Origin of the sequence: Mesonia sp. K4-1 (genome assembly GCF_008017825.1) — a bacterium.
GTDB lineage: Bacteria > Bacteroidota > Bacteroidia > Flavobacteriales > Flavobacteriaceae > Mesonia.
On the sequence record NZ_VRLS01000086.1, the window covers coordinates 285,120 to 308,972 of the forward strand.

17 protein-coding genes are annotated in these 23,853 nt (G+C 33.6%); 15 read left to right on the top strand and 2 right to left on the bottom strand.

Annotation, left to right across the window (positions count from 1 at the left end; all coding sequences use genetic code 11):
- Nucleotides 1–30: 30 nt before the first annotated feature.
- Nucleotides 31–2,028, top strand: a complete 1,998-nt coding sequence (gene ligA / locus FT986_RS13565; protein WP_147865514.1) for an NAD-dependent DNA ligase LigA — start codon at nt 31–33, stop codon at nt 2,026–2,028.
- Between the two features lie 224 nt (nt 2,029–2,252).
- Here ligA and FT986_RS13570 read toward each other — a convergent pair whose 3' ends face one another.
- Nucleotides 2,253–3,167 carry a bifunctional UDP-sugar hydrolase/5'-nucleotidase gene (locus FT986_RS13570; RefSeq protein WP_147865515.1) on the bottom strand — a complete coding sequence of 305 codons (915 nt, stop codon included), beginning with the start codon at nt 3,165–3,167 and terminating at the stop codon, nt 2,253–2,255.
- 5 nt (nt 3,168–3,172) lie between these two features.
- Nucleotides 3,173–3,949: a 5'-nucleotidase C-terminal domain-containing protein gene (locus tag FT986_RS13575; protein WP_147865516.1), complete on the bottom strand. Its 777-nt coding sequence runs from the start codon at nt 3,947–3,949 to the stop codon at nt 3,173–3,175.
- A 132-nt stretch (nt 3,950–4,081) separates the two neighbouring features.
- Here FT986_RS13575 and FT986_RS13580 point away from each other — a divergent pair, with 132 nt between their 5' ends.
- The 14 genes from FT986_RS13580 (at nt 4,082) to coaE (ending at nt 23,810) form a co-directional block, all read left to right on the top strand.
- Entirely contained in the window at nt 4,082–5,950 is a 1,869-nt protein-coding gene (locus FT986_RS13580) for a peptidase M61 (protein WP_147865517.1), read from the top strand.
- A gap of 134 nt (nt 5,951–6,084) precedes the next feature.
- Nucleotides 6,085–6,588, top strand: a complete 504-nt coding sequence (locus FT986_RS13585) for a hypothetical protein (protein ID WP_147865518.1) — start codon at nt 6,085–6,087, stop codon at nt 6,586–6,588.
- Nucleotides 6,588–7,463: a 4-hydroxy-tetrahydrodipicolinate synthase gene (dapA, locus tag FT986_RS13590; RefSeq protein ID WP_147865519.1), complete on the top strand. Its 876-nt coding sequence runs from the start codon at nt 6,588–6,590 to the stop codon at nt 7,461–7,463. Before FT986_RS13585 ends, dapA begins: the two co-directional genes overlap by 1 nt.
- Nucleotides 7,464–7,562: 99 nt before the next feature.
- Nucleotides 7,563–8,366, top strand: coding sequence for an outer membrane protein assembly factor BamD (locus tag FT986_RS13595; protein ID WP_255505978.1), 804 nt, complete (start codon nt 7,563–7,565; stop codon nt 8,364–8,366).
- Nucleotides 8,367–8,377: 11 nt separating this feature from the next.
- The gene (locus tag FT986_RS13600) at nt 8,378–8,704 is read left to right on the top strand and encodes a DNA-directed RNA polymerase subunit omega (RefSeq protein ID WP_111541028.1); all 327 of its coding nucleotides are present in this window, start codon (nt 8,378–8,380) and stop codon (nt 8,702–8,704) included.
- 3 nt (nt 8,705–8,707) lie between these two features.
- Nucleotides 8,708–9,907, top strand: a complete 1,200-nt coding sequence (gene coaBC, locus FT986_RS13605; RefSeq protein WP_147865521.1) for a bifunctional phosphopantothenoylcysteine decarboxylase/phosphopantothenate--cysteine ligase CoaBC — start codon at nt 8,708–8,710, stop codon at nt 9,905–9,907.
- Nucleotides 9,904–10,791 (top strand): DUF4835 family protein, encoded by an 888-nt coding sequence (locus FT986_RS13610; protein ID WP_147865522.1) that lies wholly within the window; start codon nt 9,904–9,906, stop codon nt 10,789–10,791. The genes coaBC and FT986_RS13610 overlap by 4 nt, the downstream gene beginning before the upstream one ends.
- A gap of 68 nt (nt 10,792–10,859) precedes the next feature.
- Complete coding sequence (gene recN, locus FT986_RS13615; RefSeq protein ID WP_147865523.1) at nt 10,860–12,512, top strand: DNA repair protein RecN; 1,653 nt, start codon at nt 10,860–10,862, stop codon at nt 12,510–12,512.
- Nucleotides 12,513–12,555: 43 nt separating this feature from the next.
- Nucleotides 12,556–13,374, top strand: a complete 819-nt coding sequence (locus tag FT986_RS13620; RefSeq protein ID WP_111541032.1) for an enoyl-ACP reductase — start codon at nt 12,556–12,558, stop codon at nt 13,372–13,374.
- Nucleotides 13,375–13,518: 144 nt separating this feature from the next.
- Complete coding sequence (locus FT986_RS13625; protein WP_147865524.1) at nt 13,519–19,284, top strand: fibronectin type III domain-containing protein; 5,766 nt, start codon at nt 13,519–13,521, stop codon at nt 19,282–19,284.
- A gap of 117 nt (nt 19,285–19,401) precedes the next feature.
- The gene (locus FT986_RS13630; protein ID WP_147865525.1) at nt 19,402–21,180 is read left to right on the top strand and encodes a T9SS type A sorting domain-containing protein; all 1,779 of its coding nucleotides are present in this window, start codon (nt 19,402–19,404) and stop codon (nt 21,178–21,180) included.
- A 75-nt stretch (nt 21,181–21,255) separates the two neighbouring features.
- Nucleotides 21,256–22,257 carry a glycosyltransferase family 2 protein gene (locus tag FT986_RS13635; RefSeq protein WP_147865526.1) on the top strand — a complete coding sequence of 334 codons (1,002 nt, stop codon included), beginning with the start codon at nt 21,256–21,258 and terminating at the stop codon, nt 22,255–22,257.
- Nucleotides 22,257–23,216, top strand: a complete 960-nt coding sequence (locus FT986_RS13640) for a YbbR-like domain-containing protein (RefSeq protein ID WP_147865527.1) — start codon at nt 22,257–22,259, stop codon at nt 23,214–23,216. The genes FT986_RS13635 and FT986_RS13640 overlap by 1 nt, the downstream gene beginning before the upstream one ends.
- Before the next feature lie 3 nt (nt 23,217–23,219).
- A complete protein-coding gene (gene coaE / locus FT986_RS13645; protein ID WP_147865528.1) occupies nt 23,220–23,810 on the top strand; it encodes a dephospho-CoA kinase in 591 nt (196 codons plus the stop codon).
- The last annotated feature ends 43 nt before the right edge of the window (nt 23,811–23,853 follow it).

Consider the following 23,853-nt stretch of genomic DNA (forward strand, 5'->3'; position numbering starts at 1 on the left):
CATTTACATATATTTTTAATTAGCATTTTTATGAGCACCACCGAACAGCAAATAAATGAATTAAGGCTAGCCTTACATCAACATAATTATAATTACTACACTTTGGATAAGCCAGAAATTAGTGATTATGAATTTGATCAATTGCTAGAAAAACTGCAAGAGCTAGAAGCAGCTCATCCAGAGCTTATGGATGAAAATTCACCTACTCAACGTGTAGGAGGTGCTATAACTAAGAATTTTCCTACGATCGTCCATGAAAATAGAATGTATTCATTAGCCAACTCATATTCTAAAGAAGATCTAGAAGATTGGGAAAAACGAATTGAAAAACTAAGTGATGGAGAAGTAGAATATACTTGTGAGCTAAAGTATGACGGGGCGTCAATTAGTTTAACTTATGAGAACGGTGAATTGCTTAGAGCAGTAACAAGAGGTGACGGAAATCAAGGAGATGAGATTACAAATAATATTAAAACCATAAAATCTGTTCCGTTAAAACTGAAAGGGGATTATCCGCAAAAATTTGAAATAAGAGGAGAAGTAGTTTTACCTTACGAGGGTTTTGCACAATTGAATGCAGAACGAGTAGAAAATGGGGGAGAACCATATGCCAACCCTAGAAATACAGCCTCCGGAAGTCTAAAGCTACAAGATAGTAGTGAGACAGCAAAAAGACCGTTAGATTGCTTATTATATAGTGTTATTGGGGAAGATTTGCCTTTTATATCTCAATTTGAAAGTTTACAAAAAGCAAGAGAATGGGGTTTTAAAGTTCCTCAAGAAGCTATTTTAGCTTCTAGTATGCAAGAAGTAGATGAATTCCTTCAATATTGGGATATTCATCGTCACGAATTACCATACGAGACCGATGGGGTGGTGATTAAAGTTAATAATTTGCGTCAACAAGAAGAGCTAGGCTTTACTTCTAAAGCGCCACGATGGGCAATGGCTTATAAGTTTAAAACAGAGCAAGAAGAAACCGTTTTAGAAAGTATTACTTATCAAGTAGGAAGAACAGGAGCTATCACTCCGGTTGCAAATTTAAAACCAGTGCAATTGGCGGGAACTACTGTTAAAAGGGCATCTTTACATAATGCCGATCAAATAGAAAAATTAGATATTAGAGTTGGAGATGCGGTATATGTTGAGAAAGGCGGAGAAATTATTCCTAAAATCGTAGGAGTAAACTTTAATAAGCGTGATGCATCTTCCAATCCTACGCAATATGCCATAAATTGTCCTGAATGTGAAACAGAATTGGTTCGTCAAGAAGGTGAGGCACAACATTATTGTCCGAATGCTACAGGTTGTCCTCCGCAGATTGTAGGTCGTATTCAACATTTTATTTCGCGTAAAGCGATGGATATTGAGGGACTTGGTGGGGAAACCGTGGCGTTATTAGTGAAAGAAGGTTTAATCGAGAATTACGCCGATTTATACGACTTAAAGAAAGAAGAAGTTCTTCCGTTAGAACGTATGGCAGAAAAATCTGCAATAAACTTGATCAACGGGATTCAGCAATCAAAAGAAGTTGCATTTGAACGCGTTTTATTTGCACTCGGAATTAGGTATGTAGGCGAAACTGTAGCTAAAAAGCTGACTAAATACTTTAAAACAATTGACGCTTTAGCGGAAGCTTCGCAAGAAACGCTGGTGAATGTGGAAGAAATAGGGGAGAAGATCGCAGAAAGTGTGGTTCACTTCTTTGAAGTTGAGGAAAATAGAAATACTATTGAAAGGCTAAAGTCTTTTGGTGTTCAGTTAGCCATCTCTGAAGAAGAGTTAGAAGGCTTAACCGATAAATTACAAGGAAACACTTTTGTAATTTCTGGAGTATTCCAAAAAGTTTCCCGTAAAGAGCTTAAAAAGTTAATAGAAGACAACGGTGGAAAAGTGACGGGTTCAATTTCGGCTAAAACGAATTACTTAGTAGCTGGTGAAAATATGGGGCCGAGTAAGCTCGCTAAAGCGGAAAAAGTAGGCACTCAAATTATTTCTGAAGATGATTTTTTAAAAATGGTTTACTAAACCAACCTTCTTTGATTTAAGAAATAACTTTTTTCTTTATTAATAGAGAGCTAATCATAACTCCTATTCCGATTCCTTTAACAGTTCCCTCTACAAGATCTGATACATCCAGAAATCGAGGTAGAAAGGAAGAAAAAATCATTAAGGCCATTCCTATTAGTAAAAGAATATATTGTTTTTTATTTAAGCTCATAATCATTGTTTGAGTTACAAGTTATAAAATTCTATACTAAAATACTAGCTCCTTTTCCGTTAATTTTATTAGAGTGGTCAAGATAAAAATCTATTCTACCTAAATTAATCCCAGCCCAGCCTACTTGGTTAACAAGTACATCTTTGCCTTCAGCATTTTTAGTTACGGTAGGTTTATCTAAAAATGTATGGGTGTGACCACCAATAATAAGATCGATATTTTTAGTTTTAGAGGCAAGTTTCAAATCATCAATTTTATCGTGATCGTAGTGATAACCTAAATGCGAAAGACAAATCACCAAGTCACATTTTTCTGTTTCTTTAAGTTGTTTTGCGATATCTTGAGAGATTGAAACGGGATCATTATATTCTGTTTCTTTATACATTTTTTTGTTGACCAAACCTTCTAATTGTATTCCTACACCAAAAACTCCAATTTTCACTCCGTCTTTAATAAAAACTTGATATGGTTTTATTTGTCCGTCAAGAACTGTATTAGAAAAATTATAATTAGCATTTAGTAAACTAAACTCAGCATTTGGGAGTTGGGCATTTAAGCCATCAATACCATTATCAAAATCATGATTTCCTATGGTTGCAGCATCATAACCTAATTTGCTCATCAATTTAAACTCTAATTCTCCACCATAAAAATTAAAATAAGGAGTACCTTGAAAAATATCTCCAGCATCTAAAAGTAAGGTATTAGGATTCTCCTTTTTTATCTTTTGAATAAGTGTATAACGTTTAGCGACACCTCCTTGTCCAGGATTCCTGTCATCATCTAAAGGAAAAGGGTCGATATGACTGTGAACATCGTTGGTGTGAAGAATGGTGATGTGTTTCGCTTCCGCGGAAGCGAAAGAACTACTAAGTAAAGCCGTACCTGCAATTCCTGTAAACACTCCGGCAGCAGTAGTTTTTTGTATAAAATCTCTTCTTTTCATGTGGTTTACTCTTTTATGAAACGTTCATCACGAACGGGTTGAATGGTGTCGTACTTTTTGAAATAATCTATAAAAATATTACGTAATTTATAGTCTAGAAAAGTCTCGCTTTCTCTCTGTGAGAAGAACTTCATATTATCTCCACCTTCCATTAAATAATCATTCGTAACGATGTAATAGGTTTTACTAGGATCTACTTTTTTCCCCTGTACTCGAGCAGTTTTAATTTGATTTTTAGAATTTAAGATCAATTGCATTCCAGAAATAGGATGTGCTCTTTTACTGCGAGACAGGTATTCAAACATTTTTAAAACTTGACTTCCTTTTAACGCTACGACTACAGCTTCATTTTCAAACGGCATAATATTATAAGCAGTTTGGGTGGTAATATCGCCGCGATTAATTTTAGAACGTATTCCGCCGTGGTTTAACAGTACACCATCTATCGTGTTTCCTGTACGTTTTTTGAATATAGGATTAGCAAACTCCATCACAGCATCTGCCATCATATTTCCAATGGCGGTGTTGTATTCTCCATCAGATTTTGATAGTGTTTCTCCAGTATAAGATAAAACCATATTCATTTCACCTTTAATCCTATTTTTATAAGGAACAATAAAAGACTTAATCTCTTCGTCTTCGGTTAAAGATTTTTTTACAGAAAGTTGCTTTCCTTCAATTTTAGAAACCTGTAGTGGGTCAGAAGAATTGTTTTTTTCTTCTCCACAAGAGGAAAGAGATAAAAGAGTGATTCCGTAAAGGAGTAAAAGAAAATTTTTCATCTATATTTTTTTACAAATATAAAGATAGCATTTAAAGCTAAAGTTAATTTAAAGGTTCCTTTTTATAAAAATTTTAAAGAATAGATGTAACATTTGAAAATAAGTGAAGTCTTATTAACAAAACCATACTACATGAAAAAAATGATTTATACTGCGGCTTTGGCTTTTGCACTCTTCTCGTGTAAAAGTACAGCAGTAAAGACTTCTGAGAATGAAACTATTGTGACTAATATCGACTTAGTAGATGTACAAGATGATAAAGTGATGGTAAGTGTTAATCCTGGAAAAATTGATAAGGAAAGCATTGTATTTTACATTCCTAAAACTGTTCCTGGTACTTATTCTACCGATAATTATGGGAAGTTTGTAGAAAATGTAAAAGCTTACAATTACAAGGGAGAGGAATTAATAGTTACAAGTCTAGATGAAAATTCTTGGCAAATCGCAGATGCGACGAATTTAGATAAAATCACCTATTGGGTAAATGATTCTTTTGATATTGCAGGTGAAGAAGGAGTGTTTTCTCCAGCAGGAACAAACATTGCTGCTAATGAAAACTTTATGCTTAACCTTCACGCATTTGTAGGTTATTTTGACGGAATGACAGAAACACCGTATCAATTAACGGTAAAAAGACCTAATAGCTTAGTGTCAGGTACTTCTTTAAAATCTAGCATAGTTTCAAAACCTGAAGGTGATGCTACGATAGATGAATACTCTGCAGCTCGTTATTTTGAAATTACCGATAATCCAATTATGTATTCTACTCCCAATCAGGTAGATTTTCAATTGGGAGATATGAAGGTGATTTTAGATGTGTATTCTCCTAATGGGGTTTATACTGCCGAACAAATTAAACCTAATATGTCTAAAATCTTAGAAGCTCAAAAAAGCTTTTTAGGAGATATAGACAATACCAATATGTATGCTATTTTATTGTATTTAGCAGACATGCAAAAAACCGATGCTAAAGGTTTTGGAGCTTTAGAGCACCATACTTCAACTACGGTAGTTTTGCCCGAAACTATGCCTTTACAAGCGTTGAACGAATCGATGAAAGATGTAGTTTCACATGAGTTCTTTCATATTATCACTCCGTTAAGTGTACACTCAAATGAAGTGCATTATTTTGATTATAACAACCCAAAAATGTCTAAGCATTTATGGATGTATGAAGGAGTTACTGAATATTTTGCTAATTTATTTCAGGTAAATCAAGGATTGATCGAAGATGCAGCTTTCTATGAAAGAATGGCAGAAAAAATAGCTAGTTCTAAAAGTTTTGATGATACCATGCCTTTTACGGTAATGAGTGAAAATATCTTAGATGAAAAGTACGAAAAGAGCTATTACAACGTATACCAAAAAGGAGCTTTAATAGGAATGGCTTTAGATATTCGTTTAAGAGAATTGAGTAATGGAGAGTCTGGTATTTTAGACTTGATGAAAAAATTGAGTGCAAAATACGGTAAAGAAAAACCATTTAATGACGATGAGTTGTTTGATGATATTGTAGAGTTAACTTATCCAGAGGTAAGAACATTTTTAACTACGTACATTAGCGGAACAACTCCAATCCCTTACGAAGATTTCTTTGCTAAAGTAGGAGTTGAGAAAAAAGAACAAGAGGTTAAATCGGGTTATTTCCTTAACGGACAAGTTCCTTTTATTGATGGAGATGCAGAAACCAAAGAACTTTTTATTCGTAAAAATATAGCTCTTAACTCATTTCTTGAAGAGATGAAGTTAGAAGGTGGTGATATCATTAAATCAATTAATGGTACTGCTTATACTATAGATAATGCATATGCATTAATTATGACTTCTCAAGCTTGGAAAGATGGTGAAGAGCTTAAAATGGTTATAGATAGAAACGGGGAAGAAATGACTTTAACAGGGACAGTGAAACCAGCAACGATGATGAAAACTTCTTATGAATCTTTAGATTTACCAGACTCAGATGCTCGTAAGCAATTACGTGAAGCTTGGTTAAGAGGATAATAAATATTAGAAATTGATAAAAGCGGTAGAAATACCGCTTTTTTTGACCATAAATTTGAGCAAACAAAGAATAAATTTACCTTTGCAAACAGTTATTGCACAAGGTGAGAATATGGAACTTTGTGCGTCTTTGTATGATAAAAGGAATAAAAAAGTTTAGTGTAAAAAAAAATATAGAGAAACATTTTTCTTTACGGAAAAATGAACCTTTAAAAAACCTTAATCGTATAGGTTTAATAGTAGACGCCAATTTTAATGAACAGCGTCTTATAAAAGTATTATCCACTACTTTTTCTTTAAATTCTAACCAATTGAGCACTATAGTTTTTAAAGAAAATAAGGGCAAAGAAATTGAGGGTGCTTTTTTTACAGAAAAAGATATTGATTGGCGAGGAGTTTTTAAAAAAGAGAGTGAAGTAAAATCGTTTTTAGCACAAGATTTTGATTTACTAATTAATTATTTCTCTAGAGATAATTTAGCATTACTTTTGGTTGCAGCTTCCGCGGAAGCAAAATTAAAAGCAGGTTTTCCTCATCAAGAAAAAAGATTAAATGATATGGAGATTTTGATGCAAGAAGAGGAACCAGGTTTGTTTGTGAAAGAATTAAAAAAGTATACAGATATAATTATTAAATAATGGAAAAGTTTGTAGGGACAGGAGTTGCATTAATCACCCCTTTTAAAGAAGATAAGTCGGTAGATGTTGAAGCTTTAAAGAAGGTGGTGAAGTTTCAAATAGAAAATAGTGTAGATTATATTGTTGTTTTAGGGACAACAGCAGAAAGTGCGACACTAACCAATGAAGAAAAAACCTTAGTAAAACAAACGATAATTGAAGCTAATAATGGTGAGTTACCATTGGTTTTAGGAGTAGGAGGAAACAGCACTGCTGCGTTAGTTGAACAGCTTAAAAGCGAAAACTTAAAAGGTTTTGATGCTATACTTTCGGTTTCTCCATTTTATAATAAACCCACTCAAGAAGGAATTTATCAGCACTTTAAACACGTAGCAGAAAACTCTCCTTTACCTATAATTTTGTACAATGTACCAGGAAGAACGGCGAGTAATATGTTGCCTTACACCGTAGCAAGATTAGCCAGTGATTTTGATAATATTATTGCGATTAAAGAAGCGGCAGGAGATATTGTACAGGCGATGGAAATGATACAGCAGACTCCAAAAGATTTCTTAGTGATTTCTGGAGATGATATGATTACGCTTCCTATGATTTTAGCAGGAGGAGCGGGAGTAATTTCAGTAATAGCCGAAGGGTTTCCAGAAGATTTTTCTAATATGGTCGCATTAGGGTTAGATAGAAAAGTAGATGAAGCTTATGAAATTCATTATAAAATAGCACCTGCAATAGATATGATTTTTGAAGAAGGTAACCCAGCAGGAATCAAATCGGTTTTCAAAAAATTAGGCTTAACTACCGATGAGGTAAGACTTCCGTTAGTGAAAGCTTCAGAAAGTTTACAGTTAAGATTAGCTGAATTTATAGATAATAATTAATAATTAGCGCAAAACAATATTTCTGATAAATTAGAGTTTTTTTAATACGTTAGAAAGCAGTACTTTTGCAAGATGTTTTATAGACTTATGAGAAAATTAATGTTCCTTTTACTTTTGGTATCTAGTTTCTACTCTTGTAGTGAATACCAAAAAGCCTTAAAAAACGACGATGTTAAAACCAAATATGATATGGCTGTAAAGTTGTATGATGAAGGGATTGAACAGGATAAAAAAGGAAAAATTAAAAAATCTCTTAGGTTAACAGAGCAAATTTTACCACAATATAGAGGGAAGCCGCAAGGAGAAAAAATCTCTTATATGCACGCTAACTCCTATTATTTATTAGAAGCTTATTTTGATTCGGGGTACCAATTTGAGCGTTTCACTAAATCTTATCCTAAAAGCGAAAAGATAGATGAGGCTTACTTTAAAAGTGCGAAGAGTTATTACTATGTTTCTCCTAGGTTTAGTTTAGATCAAACTGAAACATATAAAGCAATTGATAAGTTTCAAGATTACATCACGCGTTTCCCTGACGGAGAAAATTTAGGAAATGCCAATGAGTTATCATCAGAGTTGAGAGAAAAGTTAGAGAAGAAATCATATGAGATATCTAAACAATATCACCATACTGAAGATTATAAAGCGGCAATGGCTTCTTTTGATAATTTTATAGAAGCTAATCCTGGTTCTATATTTAGAGAAAAAGCTTATTTCTATAAAATGGAATCTGCTTATTTATTAGCGATCAATAGTTACAAGTACCTTATAAAAGAGCGTTTGTTGACGGCTAAAGAATACCACGAAAATTATAAAAAATATTTTCCTCAAGGCGAGCTTTCTGAAGAAGCGAATATAATTCTTGAAGATATTAATAACAGATTAGAAAACTATAACAGTTAATACTTTAATAAATGGATATAAAAAATGTAAATGCACCCGTAAGTACAACTACTATCGATAAAAATTTAGTAGATGCGCCTACAGATAATATCTATGAGGCAATTGCTATCATGTCTAAAAGAGCAACTCAAATTAATACTGAAATTAAAAAAGAGCTTTTAGAGAAGTTAGACGAATTTGCTACTTACAACGATAGTTTAGATGAAATTTTTGAAAACAAAGAGCAAATCGAAGTTTCAAAATTTTATGAAAAATTACCAAAACCCCATTCATTAGCTGTACAAGAGTGGTTAGATGATAAAGTTTATTACAGAGATACCAAGAGCGATAACGCATAATCTATGATATCCTTAAACGATAAAAAAGTACTCATAGGGGTAACTGCAGGAATTGCAGCCTATAAAATAGCTTTTTTAGTACGTTTATTTATAAAAGAAGGAGCAAAGGTTAAAGTGGTTATGACTCCAAAAGCTAAGGAGTTTGTAACCCCTTTAACCTTATCTACGCTCTCAAAAAATGACGTTATAATTTCCTTTACAGATAAAGAATCTGAGGTTTGGAATAATCACGTAGATTTGGGTTTATGGGCAGACTTTATGCTCATAGCTCCTGCCACAGCCAACACACTTTCAAAAATGGCTCATGGGCAAAGCAATAACTTTTTATTAGCGACTTACCTTTCAGCTAAATGCCCAGTTTACGTAGCTCCTGCAATGGATTTGGATATGTATAGACATCCATCAACCAAAAAATCTTTAGAAAAATTAAATACCTTTGGTAATGTAGTAATTCCTGTAGGGAATGGCGAACTAGCTAGTGGCTTGAGTGGAGAAGGAAGAATGGCAGAACCAGAAGAAATCATTAGTTTTATAAAAAGAGATATTGCAAAACAACTTCCGTTAAACGGAAAAAAAATATTGATTACCGCTGGTCCTACATACGAAGCTATAGATCCTGTACGTTTTATAGGCAATCATTCTAGCGGAAAAATGGGGTATGCCATAGCTGAAGAAGCAGCAAAGCTAGGAGCAGAGGTAATTTTAGTTAGCGGACCTAGCTCACTCCAGTTGAAGAATGATGGTATAAATAGGGTAGATGTGGTTTCTGCTAAAGAAATGTATGATGCAGTACATTCATATTATAAAGAAGTAGATGTGGCTATTGCTGCTGCTGCAGTTTCTGACTACAGGCCAATGACTAAGGCTACTCAAAAAATAAAAAAATCTGATCCTAAACTTACCTTAGAATTAGAGAAAACCCAAGATATTCTTTTGTCTATGGGGGAAAAAAAACAAAATCAGTTTTTAATTGGTTTTGCATTAGAAACAGAAAATGAGGTAGAAAATGCTCAAAAGAAATTACAAAAAAAGAATTTAGACTTTATTGTCTTAAATTCGTTACAAGATAAAGGTGCAGGGTTTCAACAGGAAACTAATAAGGTTAGAATTATAGATAAAGATAAAGTCCAATCTTACGAGTTAAAGTCAAAAGAGAAAGTGGCTAAAGATATTCTCAAAGAATTAGTAGATAGATTAGTATGAAAAATATTTTAATATATTCTTTATTGATGTTGTTTTCTTGTGTGTTAAGTGCGCAAGAACTTAATTGCTCGGTTACTGTAAATGCAGAGCAAACTGGTAAAACACAATTATCTATATTTAAAACTTTAGAAACTTCAGTTAAAGAGTTTATGAATCAGAGTTGGACAGATCTAGATTTGGATGACGATGAGAGAATACAATGCAGTATTTTTATTACCATAAAAGAATATAATTCAGATAACTTTACCGCTACAGTTCAAGTTCAATCTTCGAGACCTGTATATGGAAGTTTGTATTCTACTCCTGTCTTAAATTTTAAAGACAACGATTTCAATTTTAATTATACAGAGTATCAGCCATTGCGATATAGTGAAAATACCTTTAATTCTAATTTAATTTCTAATTTAAGCTTCTATGCTTTTACTATTTTAGGTTTAGACGCAGATACTTATGCGTTACAAGGAGGAGAAGATTATCATCAAGAAGCTAAGCAAATTGTGAATATCTCTGCACAAACAGCAGGTGGTGGTTGGACAGCAAATGATGGAAATCAATCTAAGTACAAGCTTAACGCGGATATTATATCGAGTAACTTTACTAAATATAGAGAAGCATTATATGTATACCACCGTCAAGGATTAGATGTGATGCATAGTGATGTAGAGGCTGGGAAAAATAGTATTGTAGATGCTATTCAGTTATTAAGAGACGTAAATAATAACCGACCAAATTCTGCTCCTATGCGAGCTTTCTTTGATGCTAAATCATCAGAAATTGAAAGTGTATTTACTGGTGGGCCTTCGGTAGAAGTAAATAAGGTTGTTGAAAATTTACGAAGAATATCTCCGCTTTATAATAAAAACTGGAATAAGATTAAATTCTAAAATTCTGTTTTGTTTTTGATGTATCTCATCAATTTCTCTTGTATATTTACCCTAAAATTAAAGAGGATTTGTTAACTAATTTATCGATTAAAAACTTTGCTTTAATTGAAGATGTTTCTCTACAGCTTCAAGATGATTTTACTATAATCACAGGGGAAACCGGTGCTGGAAAATCAATATTATTAGGTGCTTTATCTTTACTTATAGGGAAACGTGCAGACATTGCTTCTGTAAGAAACCCTGATAAAAAATGTGTAGTTGAAGGGCATTTTAAAATATCTGTTTATCAATTAGAGAACTTCTTTGTAGATAACGATTTGGACTATGAGCCAGAAACCATTATTAGAAGAGAGATCTTACCTTCTGGTAAATCTAGAGCTTTTATAAATGACACTCCCGTTACCTTGCAAAAATTAGTATTGTTGGGAAATCAACTCATAGATATTCACAGTCAGCATGAAACTCTGTCTTTAGGAGAGGTGAATTATCAATTTAAAATTATAGACGATTTAGCAAATCACAAGACGACATTAGTTAGTTATAAGCTAAAATTAAATTCTTATAAAACACTTTTAAAGCAATTAGAAGAATTGAAGTCTTCTCAAAAAGAAGCCAAAGCAGCTTACGATTATAACCTTTTTTTGGTTTCAGAACTTCAAGAAGCTAATCTTAAAGCAGGAATTCAAGAAGAATTAGAAGAAAAGTTTACAGAACTCAATAATGTAGAAGAGTTAAAGGAAAACCTTTCGGCTTCTTCTTTTCATTTAGAACAAGAAGATATTGGAGTTTTAGCTGTATTAAGAGATGTGAAAAATAAACTTTCACGTTTAGAAAATTTCAGCGAAAGCTATAAAGAAATTTTTCAGCGAGTAGAAAGCAGTTTATTGGAGTTGGAAGATGTTACGGAAGAGATTGTTAGATTAGAAAGTAAAATTGAAGATGATCCAGAAGAGTTAACTTTGGTTAATCAAAAACTTCAGCAAATTTATAATCTTCAGCGTAAGCACGACGTAGAAACAGTTGAAGAGTTACTTGCCTTACAGAATGATTTGGAGAAGAAAGTAGCAAGCTCTGAAAATGCAGATGAAGAGTTAAATATATTGGAACAAAAAATTGAAGCTTCAAAGCAAGAGGCTTTAGCATTAGCTCAACAACTTTATAAAACTAGAAAAAAGGAAATTCCCACTTTTATAAGCAAAATGCAAGCTATTTTGGCAGAAATAGGGATGCCAGATGCAAAGCTAAAAATTGAAATCGCACTTCAAGAAGAATTTAACGCTCACGGAATAGATAAAATGAACTGGCTATTAGCAGCCAATAAAGGAGGAAGTTTTAAGGATATTAAAAAAGCAGCTTCAGGCGGAGAGCTTTCTAGAATTACTTTAGCGGTAAAAAGTATATTAGCGTTTTATGGTAAATTACCAACCATAATATTTGATGAAATAGACACGGGAGTTTCGGGAGATGTAGCTCAAAAAATGGGTAATATTATGCTAAAAATGAGTCAGGAGATGCAAGTTATCGCTATAACGCATCTGCCACAAATTGCAGCAAAAGGAAAGCAGCATTTAAAAGTTTATAAAGAAACTAAAAAGAAAATAACCACGACTAATATTGAGCAGTTAAGCGAAGAAAATAGAATTTTAGAGCTTGCAGAGATGCTTGGCGGAAAAGAAAAGTCTAATTCGGCAATTGCTCACGCAAAACAATTATTGAACTAATCTAGTTTTTATATATTTACCACCACTAAGAAAAAACAAAATCATGTCATATAACTTATTAAAAGGAAAAAGAGGAATCATATTCGGAGCTTTAGATGAAAATTCAATCGCTTGGAAAACCGCTGAAAAAATAAACGAGCAAGGAGGAACTTTTGTATTGACAAATGCGCCAATTGCTATGAGAATGGGAAAAATTAAAGATCTTGCAGAAAAGACGGGATCAGAAATTATTCCTGCTGATGCTACAAAAGTAGAAGACTTAGAAAACTTAGTAGAAAAGGCAACAGAAATTTTAGGAGGTAAATTAGATTTTGTACTTCACTCTATAGGGATGTCTGTAAACGTGCGTAAAGGAAATCATTATACCGATATGAATTATGATTTTACCACTAAAGGTTGGGATGTTTCGGCAGTTTCATTTCATAAAACCATGCAGGTTCTTTATAAAAAAGACGCTATGAACGAGTGGGGGAGCATTGTAGCTTTAACCTATATGGCTGCACAACGTGTTTTCCCAGATTATAACGATATGGCAGACAATAAAGCTTACTTAGAATCTATCGCAAGAAGCTTTGGTTACTTCTTCGGTAAAGATAAAAAGGTAAGGGTAAATACAATTTCTCAATCTCCAACACCAACTACTGCAGGACAAGGAGTGAAAGGTTTTGATGGTTTTATCGCTTACGCGGAAAAAATGTCTCCTTTAGGAAATGCCACTGCAGATGAGTGTGCCGATTACACGTTAACACTATTCTCAGATCTTACTAAGAAAGTTACGCTTCAAAATTTATTCCACGACGGAGGATTTTCGAATATGGGTGTAAGTCAGCAAGTAATGGAAGCATTTGTAGAGAAAGAATAAGAAAATATAAAATATTTTTAAAAAAACCGCTTTTAAGCGGTTTTTTTTGCTTTTAACCGAATAGTGTCTTAAGTTATTAATATTGAAATAGTTTTTTAACATATATTTTGTATTTTAGGGAGTTGTTTAACTTAAAATATATATATGAAAAAAATTACTTTATTGATTTTCTTTACCTTGTTGGGAATAACGACCTCTTGGTCGCAAATCTCAACTTATTATACATTTTCTGAAAGTTCAGGAACTTATATTCCTATTACAGGAGGAACAGTTACCTCAGCTATTACAGGAGATAGTGACGATGGTGAAGAATTGAGCGTGCCTATTGGGTTTACATTAAATTATGCTGGTACAAGTTATTCAGATTTGACTATAGGTGTAAATGGAGCTATAAGCTTCACCAATAATGATGTCAGTTTTACAAACGATTTAAGTGCTACGGGCGTAGCCCAAATTGATGTAATAGCTCCCTTATGGGATGATTTGTATCATAGATCATCAGATGGAGCAGAGATTAGATATGAAACTTCAGGAACATCTCCTAATCAAACTTTTACCGTACAGTGGACAAATATTTCTTGGAGAACTACTGGGAACAATACTAGCTTTCAATTAGTACTATATGAAGATTCAAATAATATTCAATTTAATTATGGGCCAAATACTTCAACGGACTCTAGAACAGCTTCTATAGGTTTTAATAAAGGAAATTCAGGGTCTAATTTTATTAGTGTTACTCCAGGCGTTCCTGGAGCTGCAAGTACATCTACAGACAATAATAGTATTTCTTCTAGTGATTATCCAGGAGATGGAGTTACATATATATTTACTTATGCAGCTCCAACGTGTATAACACCAACAAATGCTCAAAATACATTATTAGCGGCAACAACGGCAGATTTTACTTGGGATGCTGAAGCTACTGCAACGTCAGGATATAACTGGGCAGTAATGGCAGATGGAGATGACCCAACGACAGATACTCCAGTAGCAAGTGGTACCGCTGCAACAGGAACGACCTTAGCTCAAGCTACAGGATTAACTGCAAATACAGATTATGACTTTTATGTGCAATCTAATTGTGGTGCAACAAATGGTTTAAGCTCGTGGTCTGTTAAAGTAGATTTTATAACTCCTTGTGCAACATTTATTGCAACACCTAGCTCACCATTTGTAGAGGAGTTTACTGCTACTACAATCCCAGCTTGTTGGTCTCAAACTTCAGATTGGGAGTTTTCAGGTAGTATTGGTTGGAATACTTCAGGTTGTTCTGCTATACCATCTGATAATACTGCTGGTGGAGGAGGAAGCTATGCCGCTGTTGATATGTCAGATATTACAACTACAGAAACTATCGTTTTGGAATTACCTTTAGTTGATGTAAGTGCACTTACCGCACCGAGTTTAAATTTTTATATGTTTATGTGTACTCAGGGATATAACCCGCCAAATGAATTACATATAGAAGCATATGATGGGACAACTTGGAATCAAGTTGGCATTGTTGATACTGGTAGTGCTAGTTGGGAAAACCACAAATTTATTTTACTAAATCATGTAGTAGGGAATACAGTTCAATTAAGATTTAGGGTGCAAGAACAATCATCAAGTAGTAGCTATTATGGTGATATTGCTATTGATGATGTAATGATTGAGGAAGGACCAAGTTGCTTGAAACCAACCAATATAGTTAATGCTGCAGTTACTGCAAACACGGCAGATTTTACTTGGGATGCTCCAGCAATTTTACCTTCTAACGGTTATGAATGGGTAGTAATGGCTTCTGGAAGTCCTGCTCCAGATATTTCTACTTCTATTAGTACCGGTACAGCTACTACAAATAGCACCACAGCTGGTTCTTTGACTCAAGTAACAAGCTATGTTTTTTATGTTCGTTCTGATTGTGGAGGAACTGATCAAAGTGCTTGGGAGGGTCCACTTTCATTTACTACTGGCTGTCCATCACAGCTTGCTGGAAATTATACCATTGGTACAACTGGAGATTATACTAGTATTTCTGCAGCAATATCAGATTTGAATGCTTGTGGTGTTTCTGCAGCTGTTACCTTCGATATTTTAACAGGTTCAGGACCATATAATGAGCAATTAGTATTAAATGAAGTGACAGGAGCTAGTGCAACTAATACAATTACTTTTAATGGTAATGGTGAAACTATCACATCAGCAACAGATACTTCAAATCGTAGCTTGTTTTTACTAGATGGTGTAGATTATGTTACTTTAAATAATATAAACTTCTTGACTCAAGATGTCGATAATAACTTTGTTATTCAGTTGACAAATGGTGCTAATTTTAACAGTATAACAAATAATACTATTGATTTAACTTCAGCAATTGACGATACAGGATCTGATAATGCAGGTATTGTTGTTTCAGGAAGTTTAACTAGCGCAACATCTGATGGTGATAGTGGAAATGTAACTATTACTGGAAATACCATCATTGGGGGGTATTATGGGATTTCAATTAGTGGACAATCTACGGGAAGTTCAATGGATAATACAATATCAGATAATACTATACAAGATTTTTATTATTATGGTATTTATAACAATGATGTTGAAAATACTACTATTATTAGTAATGATCTACATAGGGAGAATAGAACGAATGTTAGTAATTTTTATGCTCTGTATTTTACAGGAAATGGAGGTGGAAACATTATCAATGCTAACATGCTTCACGATGCTTTCACGGGAGAACCATCTGCAACAAGCGCAGCATATCCTATTTACCATACTTCTACAGATGCAGCTGCAGGTAATGCCAATATTGTCTCAAATAATATTATATATAATATTAATGGCGCAGGAGGTACTAATTATGCTATTTATAATTCTGGTAGCGATGGTGTACATTACTATCATAATACGATTACACTTGATTTTCAAGGTGCGTCTTCTGGAACAACAAGAGGTTTTTATCAAACCACAACAGCCTCTGATATCGAGTTTATCAATAATATTGTTTCTATAACTCGTGGAGGTTCTGGAACTAAATATTGTCTATATTTCAATACTTCAGGATCTAGTATTATTAGTAATTATAATGTATTACATATGGACGCCCCAGCTGGTACCAATCACATAGGTTATAGTGGGAGTGCACAAACGACATTATCAGACTGGCAAACTGCTACTGGTGGTGATACTAACTCTGTAGATGTAGATCTTTTATTCGCTGCGCCTGCTACAGGTCAATTAGAACCAAATAACCCAGCAGTAGATAATATTGGTACGCCTTTAGCATCTGTAACAATGGATATCAATGGTAATGCTAGAAGTGTAACGGCACCAGATATTGGAGCATTCGAATTTACTCCAGCTTCTTGTATACTGCCTACAGGTATTATGGCTAATAATATTACAGATTCTTCTGCAGATATAATTTGGACAGGTAATAATACACCAGCTGCTACAGAGTGGGAAATAGAATATGGCCCTGTAGGTTATACTCAGGGTTCAGCAGCAGCTATTGCTACAATTAATGATAATGATGGTACTTTAGGTGAAACTCTAACAGGTTTAACAGGTTCAACAGACTATGACGTTTATGTTAGAACTATTTGTTCATCAACAAGTTCAAGTGCTTGGACAGGTCCATTCACTTTTACAACACTTTGTAGTCCGATTACAGCTCCATTCTTTGATGATGTTGAAACACATACAGCTACGGCTACTAACCCTGTTGAAGATTCAGAATGTTGGTATACAATTCAGGGTTCTTATGAATGGCAAATTAGTGATGATGATACAACATCGTCAGGAACCGGGCCAAATCAAGCTAATAGTGGTACTAACTTCTTTTTTACTGAAGGAAGTAGTGGCTTAGCAGGAGATGTAGCAGAATTATATAGTCCTTTTTTAGATATTAGTTCACTGTCATTCCCAGCATTAGAATTCTATTATCATATGTTTAATGGAAGTACTATAGGAGATATGGGAGAGCTACATATTGATGTCCATGATGGATCTACTTGGAATAATGATGTTATGACTCCAATAGTTGGCGGGCAACAAGCTGCTCAGGCTGACCCTTGGGTTCTTCAGACCGTAGACCTTTCAGCTTATTCAGGAACTATACAGATTCGTTTTAGAGCATTAAGAGGTAATGATTATGAAAGTGATATTTCCATTGATGATATAAGCGTATTTGATTTTAACTGTGTAGCTCCTACTAATGTAGTTGTTTCAAGTATTACTACAACTGCGGCAGATTTTAGTTGGACAGCTTCTCCTGATGAGACTAATGGGTATGAATATATAGTGATGTTAGATGGTGAAAATCCAGATATGGATACTCCTGCAGCTTCAGGTATATTGTCAACTGGTAATACTATGGTATCTGTTTCAGGTTTATCTCCTGGTGTGGCTTATGATTTCTATGTAAGAACTATATGTTCTTTAGATGGACCTTGGTCTCCAGTAGTAGATTTCACAACAGCTTTACCACCATGTGATCTACCAACAGGAATCACTAATACTGCTGTAACGTTAACTACTGCCGATTTCTCTTGGACTGCTTCTGCAGATGAAACCAATGGTTATATCTGGTTAGTTATGGCTGATGGAGATGATCCATTAGTAGACATGCCTTTAGATGATGGAACGGTAGCTACTGGAGTTACTACATTAACAGTTAATGGATTAACTCCTGCGACAAACTATGATTTTTATATTCAAACAGATTGTGGTGGAGGTACTTTAAGTATAGTGAGTAACAAGGTTGATTTTATGACCGATAATTACCCGTGTACACCGCCGGCAAGTATTTCTAATAATGCTATTACGGGCACGACAGCAAAACTTACTTGGCAAACAAATGGTTTGGAAACTGGAGGTTATAACTGGGTGTTAATGGCCGATGGAGATGACCCAACAACCGATATGCCTTTATTTAATGGGAGTGTAGGAACAGGAGTTACTTCTGTAATCATTTCGGGGTTAACTCCGATGACAGATTATGACTTCTATGTACAAACAGTTTGTGCTACAGAAGACAGTGGTTGGTCGTCTAAAGTAGATATTACCACAACAGCACCTCCTTGTGCAGAACCATCAGGAGTTGTAAATACTGATGTTCAGAGTTCTACAGCTGATTTTGATTGGACAGCTTCACCAGATGAATCTAACGGTTATAATTGGGTTCTAATGGCCGATGGAGAAGATCCAACAATCGATACGCCTTTATTTAATGGAAACGTGGCAACTGGAGTTACTTCTGTTTCTATTTCAGGGTTAACCTCAATGACTGATTATGATTTTTATGTACAGACGTTATGTGGTTCAGGGAACTTAAGTGATTGGTCTACTAAGGTTGATATTACAACTTTAGCATCGGCTTGTGCAGCACCTACAGGAGTAATGAATACAGATGTTCAAAACACTACAGCTGATTTTTCTTGGGCAGCTTCACCAGATGAGACAGGTGGTTATAGTTGGGTAGTAATGACAGAAGGTGAAGATCCTATGGTTGATTCGCCGGTACAGCAAGGTGCTGTAGCAACTGGAGTTACTAACATTCAAGTAACTGGTCTTACAAAGGACACTGAGTATGACTTCTATGTTAGAACAGATTGTGGTTCTGGTAATATGAGTGATTGGTCAACAAAAGTAGATTTTATAACTACAGACTTGAAAACTTCTATTTCTAATTTCCAGAACTTCTCTTATTACCCTAATCCGGTAAAGTCAACTTTGGTTTTAGAAGCTTCTATTCAAGAAATGCAGAAAGTATCTGTATATAACTTATTAGGGCAAGAAGTAATTTCAATTCAACCTAATTCGTTTAAAACCAATTTAAATTTGGAAAAATTAGCAGCAGGTCCATATATGATAATGGTAACTATTAATGGGGAATTAAAAACCTTTAAAGTAATCAAAGAATAGACTTAATAATTAATTAATTTAAAATTAAAACCTAAAGCGCTTGCTTTGGGTTTTTTTTTATAAATTTGCCCGATCCCCCATAAATTTTTAATATAAGTTTTTTAAAACAAAAGAGTTATGAGAAAAATTACTTTTTCTATTTTACTTGTTTTGGTTGCTACGTTGTTTGTAAATGCTCAAATAAATACAAGCCAAAACTTTAACTCGTCTACTTCATATACAGATGGATGGAGTGATGACGGGGCTTTTGCAATTACCCCAACAGGTGCTTGTGGAGGTAACAGTGCTAGAGACAATGTATGGGTCAATAGTATTAGTGGAAAGTTATATTCACCTCCGATAGATGATTTATCTAGTGGTACAACGATGGATATAAGTTTTGATTATAAAATTGTAGATTATGTGTCATCAGGAATACCTATTAATGCGACCCAACCTGGTTGGGGTAGTTTAGATGTAGAATATACTTTAGATCAAGGTACAACTTGGATAAATTTAATGACCATTGATGATAATAACCATATTACCAGCTCTAGTTGTAATACAATCAATCTCACAATTCCTGCTGCGGATATTCCATCAGGCTCAGATTTTCAGTTAAGATTTACTTCACATTGGCTATCAGGAGATTTCTATGTGTATTTAGATAATATCTCAGCTGTTCAGACGGTTACATCAACTCCTAATTGTGATATAGTCATGACTTCACCCACCGATGGACAGGCCAATGCTTCTACAACCGGTTTAATTACTTGGAGTCCTGCTACGGGAGGAGTAGTAGCTTATAAACTCAATATAGGTACAACTTCAGGAGGAACAGATGTGGTTAATCAAGCACTAATTGAAGGAGGAGATACTTTTTACAATGCAGGTTCACTCTTGCAAGGAGTAACTTATTATGTTTCTATAATTCCCTATAATAATTTAGGAGAATCATCGTGTTCAGAATTTCAATTTACAACCTTTGATGTCCCTGTCAATGATGCTTGTATAGATGCATTTGATGCTTTTCCATTACCTTATACCAATTCTCAAGACGTATATGGAGCTACCAATAATGATGGTTTTATTGCTAATTGCGAATCAGGAATGAATGATGGAGTATGGTATACCGTTAGCGGAAATGGAGAAGAAATTACCGTTACTGTAACTGAAACTTCTGTGTGGGATTCAGAATTAGGAATTTATACGGGAAGTTGTGGTAATTTTACTTGTATAGATTTTTCTGACTCTTCTAATGATACTGAAGAAGTTGCCTTTACATCTGTCATCGGAGAAACTTATTATATTAACGTAGGAGATTTTAGTGGATTTATGGATAATGATGAAGGAGCTTTTGATATTAATATCACTTCCTCCCCAGTATGTTCTTTACCATCAGATATCCAAGTAAATAATATTACAGATAAATCTGCTACCGTAACCTGGGTAGAGAATGGTACAGCAACTGAATGGCAAGTTGTTTATGGACCAACAAATTTTGATCCTACAAGTGAGGGGACATCAGTTTTTGATAATGACGGAATATTAGGAATAGAAATAAGTGGTTTAAAGGAAGAAAGTACTTATGATGCATATGTATTTGCTGTATGTGACGGTAGTCTTAGCAAATTATTAGGACCAACCACTTTTACGACAGATAAATTATCAGTTGGAATTCAAAATTTTGCTGGTTTTAGTTTTTATCCAAATCCTACGAATTCTATAATCAATTTAAAATCAAATTATCAAATTGAGAAGTTAACACTTTATGATATGCTAGGGAAGAAAGTTGAACAGTCAATCCCTAATAGCCTAAATACTGTAGTTAATCTAGCTCAATTAAATTCAGGAGTTTATTTGCTTCAAGTAGAAATTAATGGTGATTCTAAAACCTATAAAGTGATAAAAAAATAATTTAGATATACTACATTAAATAAAAAGTCCCAAGATAATTTCTCTTGGGATTTTTTGTTTGTGTATTTTAGCCAAATGAATATTAATTACTCATTTGTTATCCCTGTTTATAATAGGCCAGAAGAAGTGGAAGAACTACTAAAATCTTTTGCTACTTTCACAACTAAAATTCCTTTTGAAATAGTTTTAGTAGAAGATGGGTCTACTTTATCTTCTAAACCCATCGTAGAAAAATTCATTGATCGTTTAGATATATCTTATTTTGAAAAGGAGAATTCAGGCCCTGGAGATTCTAGAAATCACGGAATGAGTAAGGCAAAAGGTGAGTTTTTTATCATTTTAGATAGCGATGTAATATTACCAAAGGACTATTTAAAACAAGTTGATGATTATTTAAACAATACTTATGTAGATTGTTTTGGGGGGCCAGATGCTGCCCATCAATCATTTTCTTCTACTCAAAAAGCAATTAACTTTGTAATGACATCCTTTTTGACTACTGGTGGAATACGTGGTAAAAATAAATCAGTCAAAGAATATGAGCCAAGAAGTTTCAATATGGGGATTTCTAAAAAAGCTTTTTTAGCTACTAAAGGATTTGGGAAAATCCATCCAGGTGAAGATCCCGATTTAGCAATAAGAATTAAAAACAAAGGTTTCAAAACTGGTTTTATTGAAAAGGCATTTGTTTACCATAAGCGGAGAATTGATTGGAGTAAATTTTATATTCAAGTTAATAAATTTGGTAAAGTAAGGCCTATATTAACATCTTGGCATCCAGAAACATCAAGTATAGCTTTTTGGTTTCCAACTTGTTTTATTTTTTCAGTTCTATTCTCATCAATTTTGGTATTGATGAATTTGTATCTTCCTATTTTATTGATATTTAGTTATTTATTTTTAATATTTTTCTTTTCAAGTATTGAGAATAAAAGTATATACATAGGTTTTTTATCTATAATGACAGTTTTAATACAGTTTTATGGTTATGGGATTGGCTTTTTAAAATCTACCTACTATATTAGATTACTAAAGAGAAATCCAAAAAAGGTTTTCCCCGAATTATTTTTTGAATAATGTTTAAAGAGCAAGTACAACGTTTAAATAGAACTACCTTTAAAAAGACCAATTTTAAAGCATTCTTTTTTTTCTTTATTTTTGCTTTACTGATTTGGTTACTTATTCAGTTTTCTAAAACCTATACCAAAGAAATCTCAGTTCCTATTCAGTTTACAGAAATTCCTAAAGATAAAATAGTAAATAAAACCAAGGGGACTATTAAAATTAGAGTGACAGAAAACGGCTTTGGTCTAGCTTGGTTATCCATAAGAAATCCTAAGATAATTAGTTCATTGGAAGATCTGTCCGTTACGGAAAATAATATCACTTTTCTAACAGAAACTCAGGAGACAGAAATTTTATCAAAACTTCGAGTAAATTTTGACAAAGTTCATTTTATTACTAAAAAAATAAATATTCCATTTATTCAAAAGGAAACAAAGAAAATTCCTGTTGTTCCAATTATAGATGTGAGTTATGCTCCAGGATATAACTCAGATGAAAAACTGGAGATACAACCTGATTCAATCAAAATAAGTGGTGCCAAAAAGATTTTAGACTCTATTAAATTTATTTCTACTCAAAAGATAACTTTAAAGGAAGTAAGTTCCAATCAAAATGGAAAGGTAAAAATTGACACAGCTGAGTACTCTAATGTAACTTATTACCAAAATGAGATAGCTTATCAACTAAAAGCTAAAAAGTTTACGGAAGGAAGATTAAATATTCCTATTGAAATCTTGAATGCTCCAGAAGATGCTACAGTAAGTATATTTCCGAAAGAGGTTATAGTTATATATACAGTTAGTCTTGATAGCTTTGAAGAAGTTTCTAAAAATGATTTTTTAGTAATTTGTGATTTTAATGATTTAAGTGAAAATCAAAACTTTCTAATTCCTAAAATAAAAAAGAAGCCTAGTAATGTAACTGCAACAAGATTGAATATAAATAAAGTTCAATTTGTTTTAAAAAGATGAAAGATGAAAATTATAGGGCTTACAGGAGGAATTGGTAGCGGTAAAACTACAGTAGCAAATTTCTTTAAAGAATTAGGAGTACCAATTTATATTGCCGATGTTGAAGCGAAGAAAATAATGAATACTTCTGCAAGCATTAAGAAGGCTTTGATTTCTTGGTTTGGAGAAAAATCTTACTTAAATAATGAATTGAATAGAAAATTCATTTCATCCAAAGTATTTAAGGATAAAGAATTGCTTCAAAAGCTTAACAATATTGTTCACCCAGAAGTTGATAAACATTTTAAAGTTTGGGTAGCTAATCAAGATCAATCTTATGTTATTTATGAGGCTGCTATCATTTTTGAAAATAATGCTCAAAGCAAATTTGACTATACAATCTTAGTTACGGCTCCTGAAGATATAAAAGTGAAACGAGTTCTAAATAGAGATGAATCTACTGAGCAAGAGGTGAGAAATAGAATGAAGAATCAATGGGATGATTCTAAGAAAGAAAAACTTGCAAATTTTATAATTGAAAATATTGATTTAGAAGATACAAAGTCACAAATTTATCTACTTCACACTAAGCTCTTAAGCCTTGCTACCGCTTAAGAAATCCATATGTTAACATTTGGTTAAACCAGTTTATCTCTAA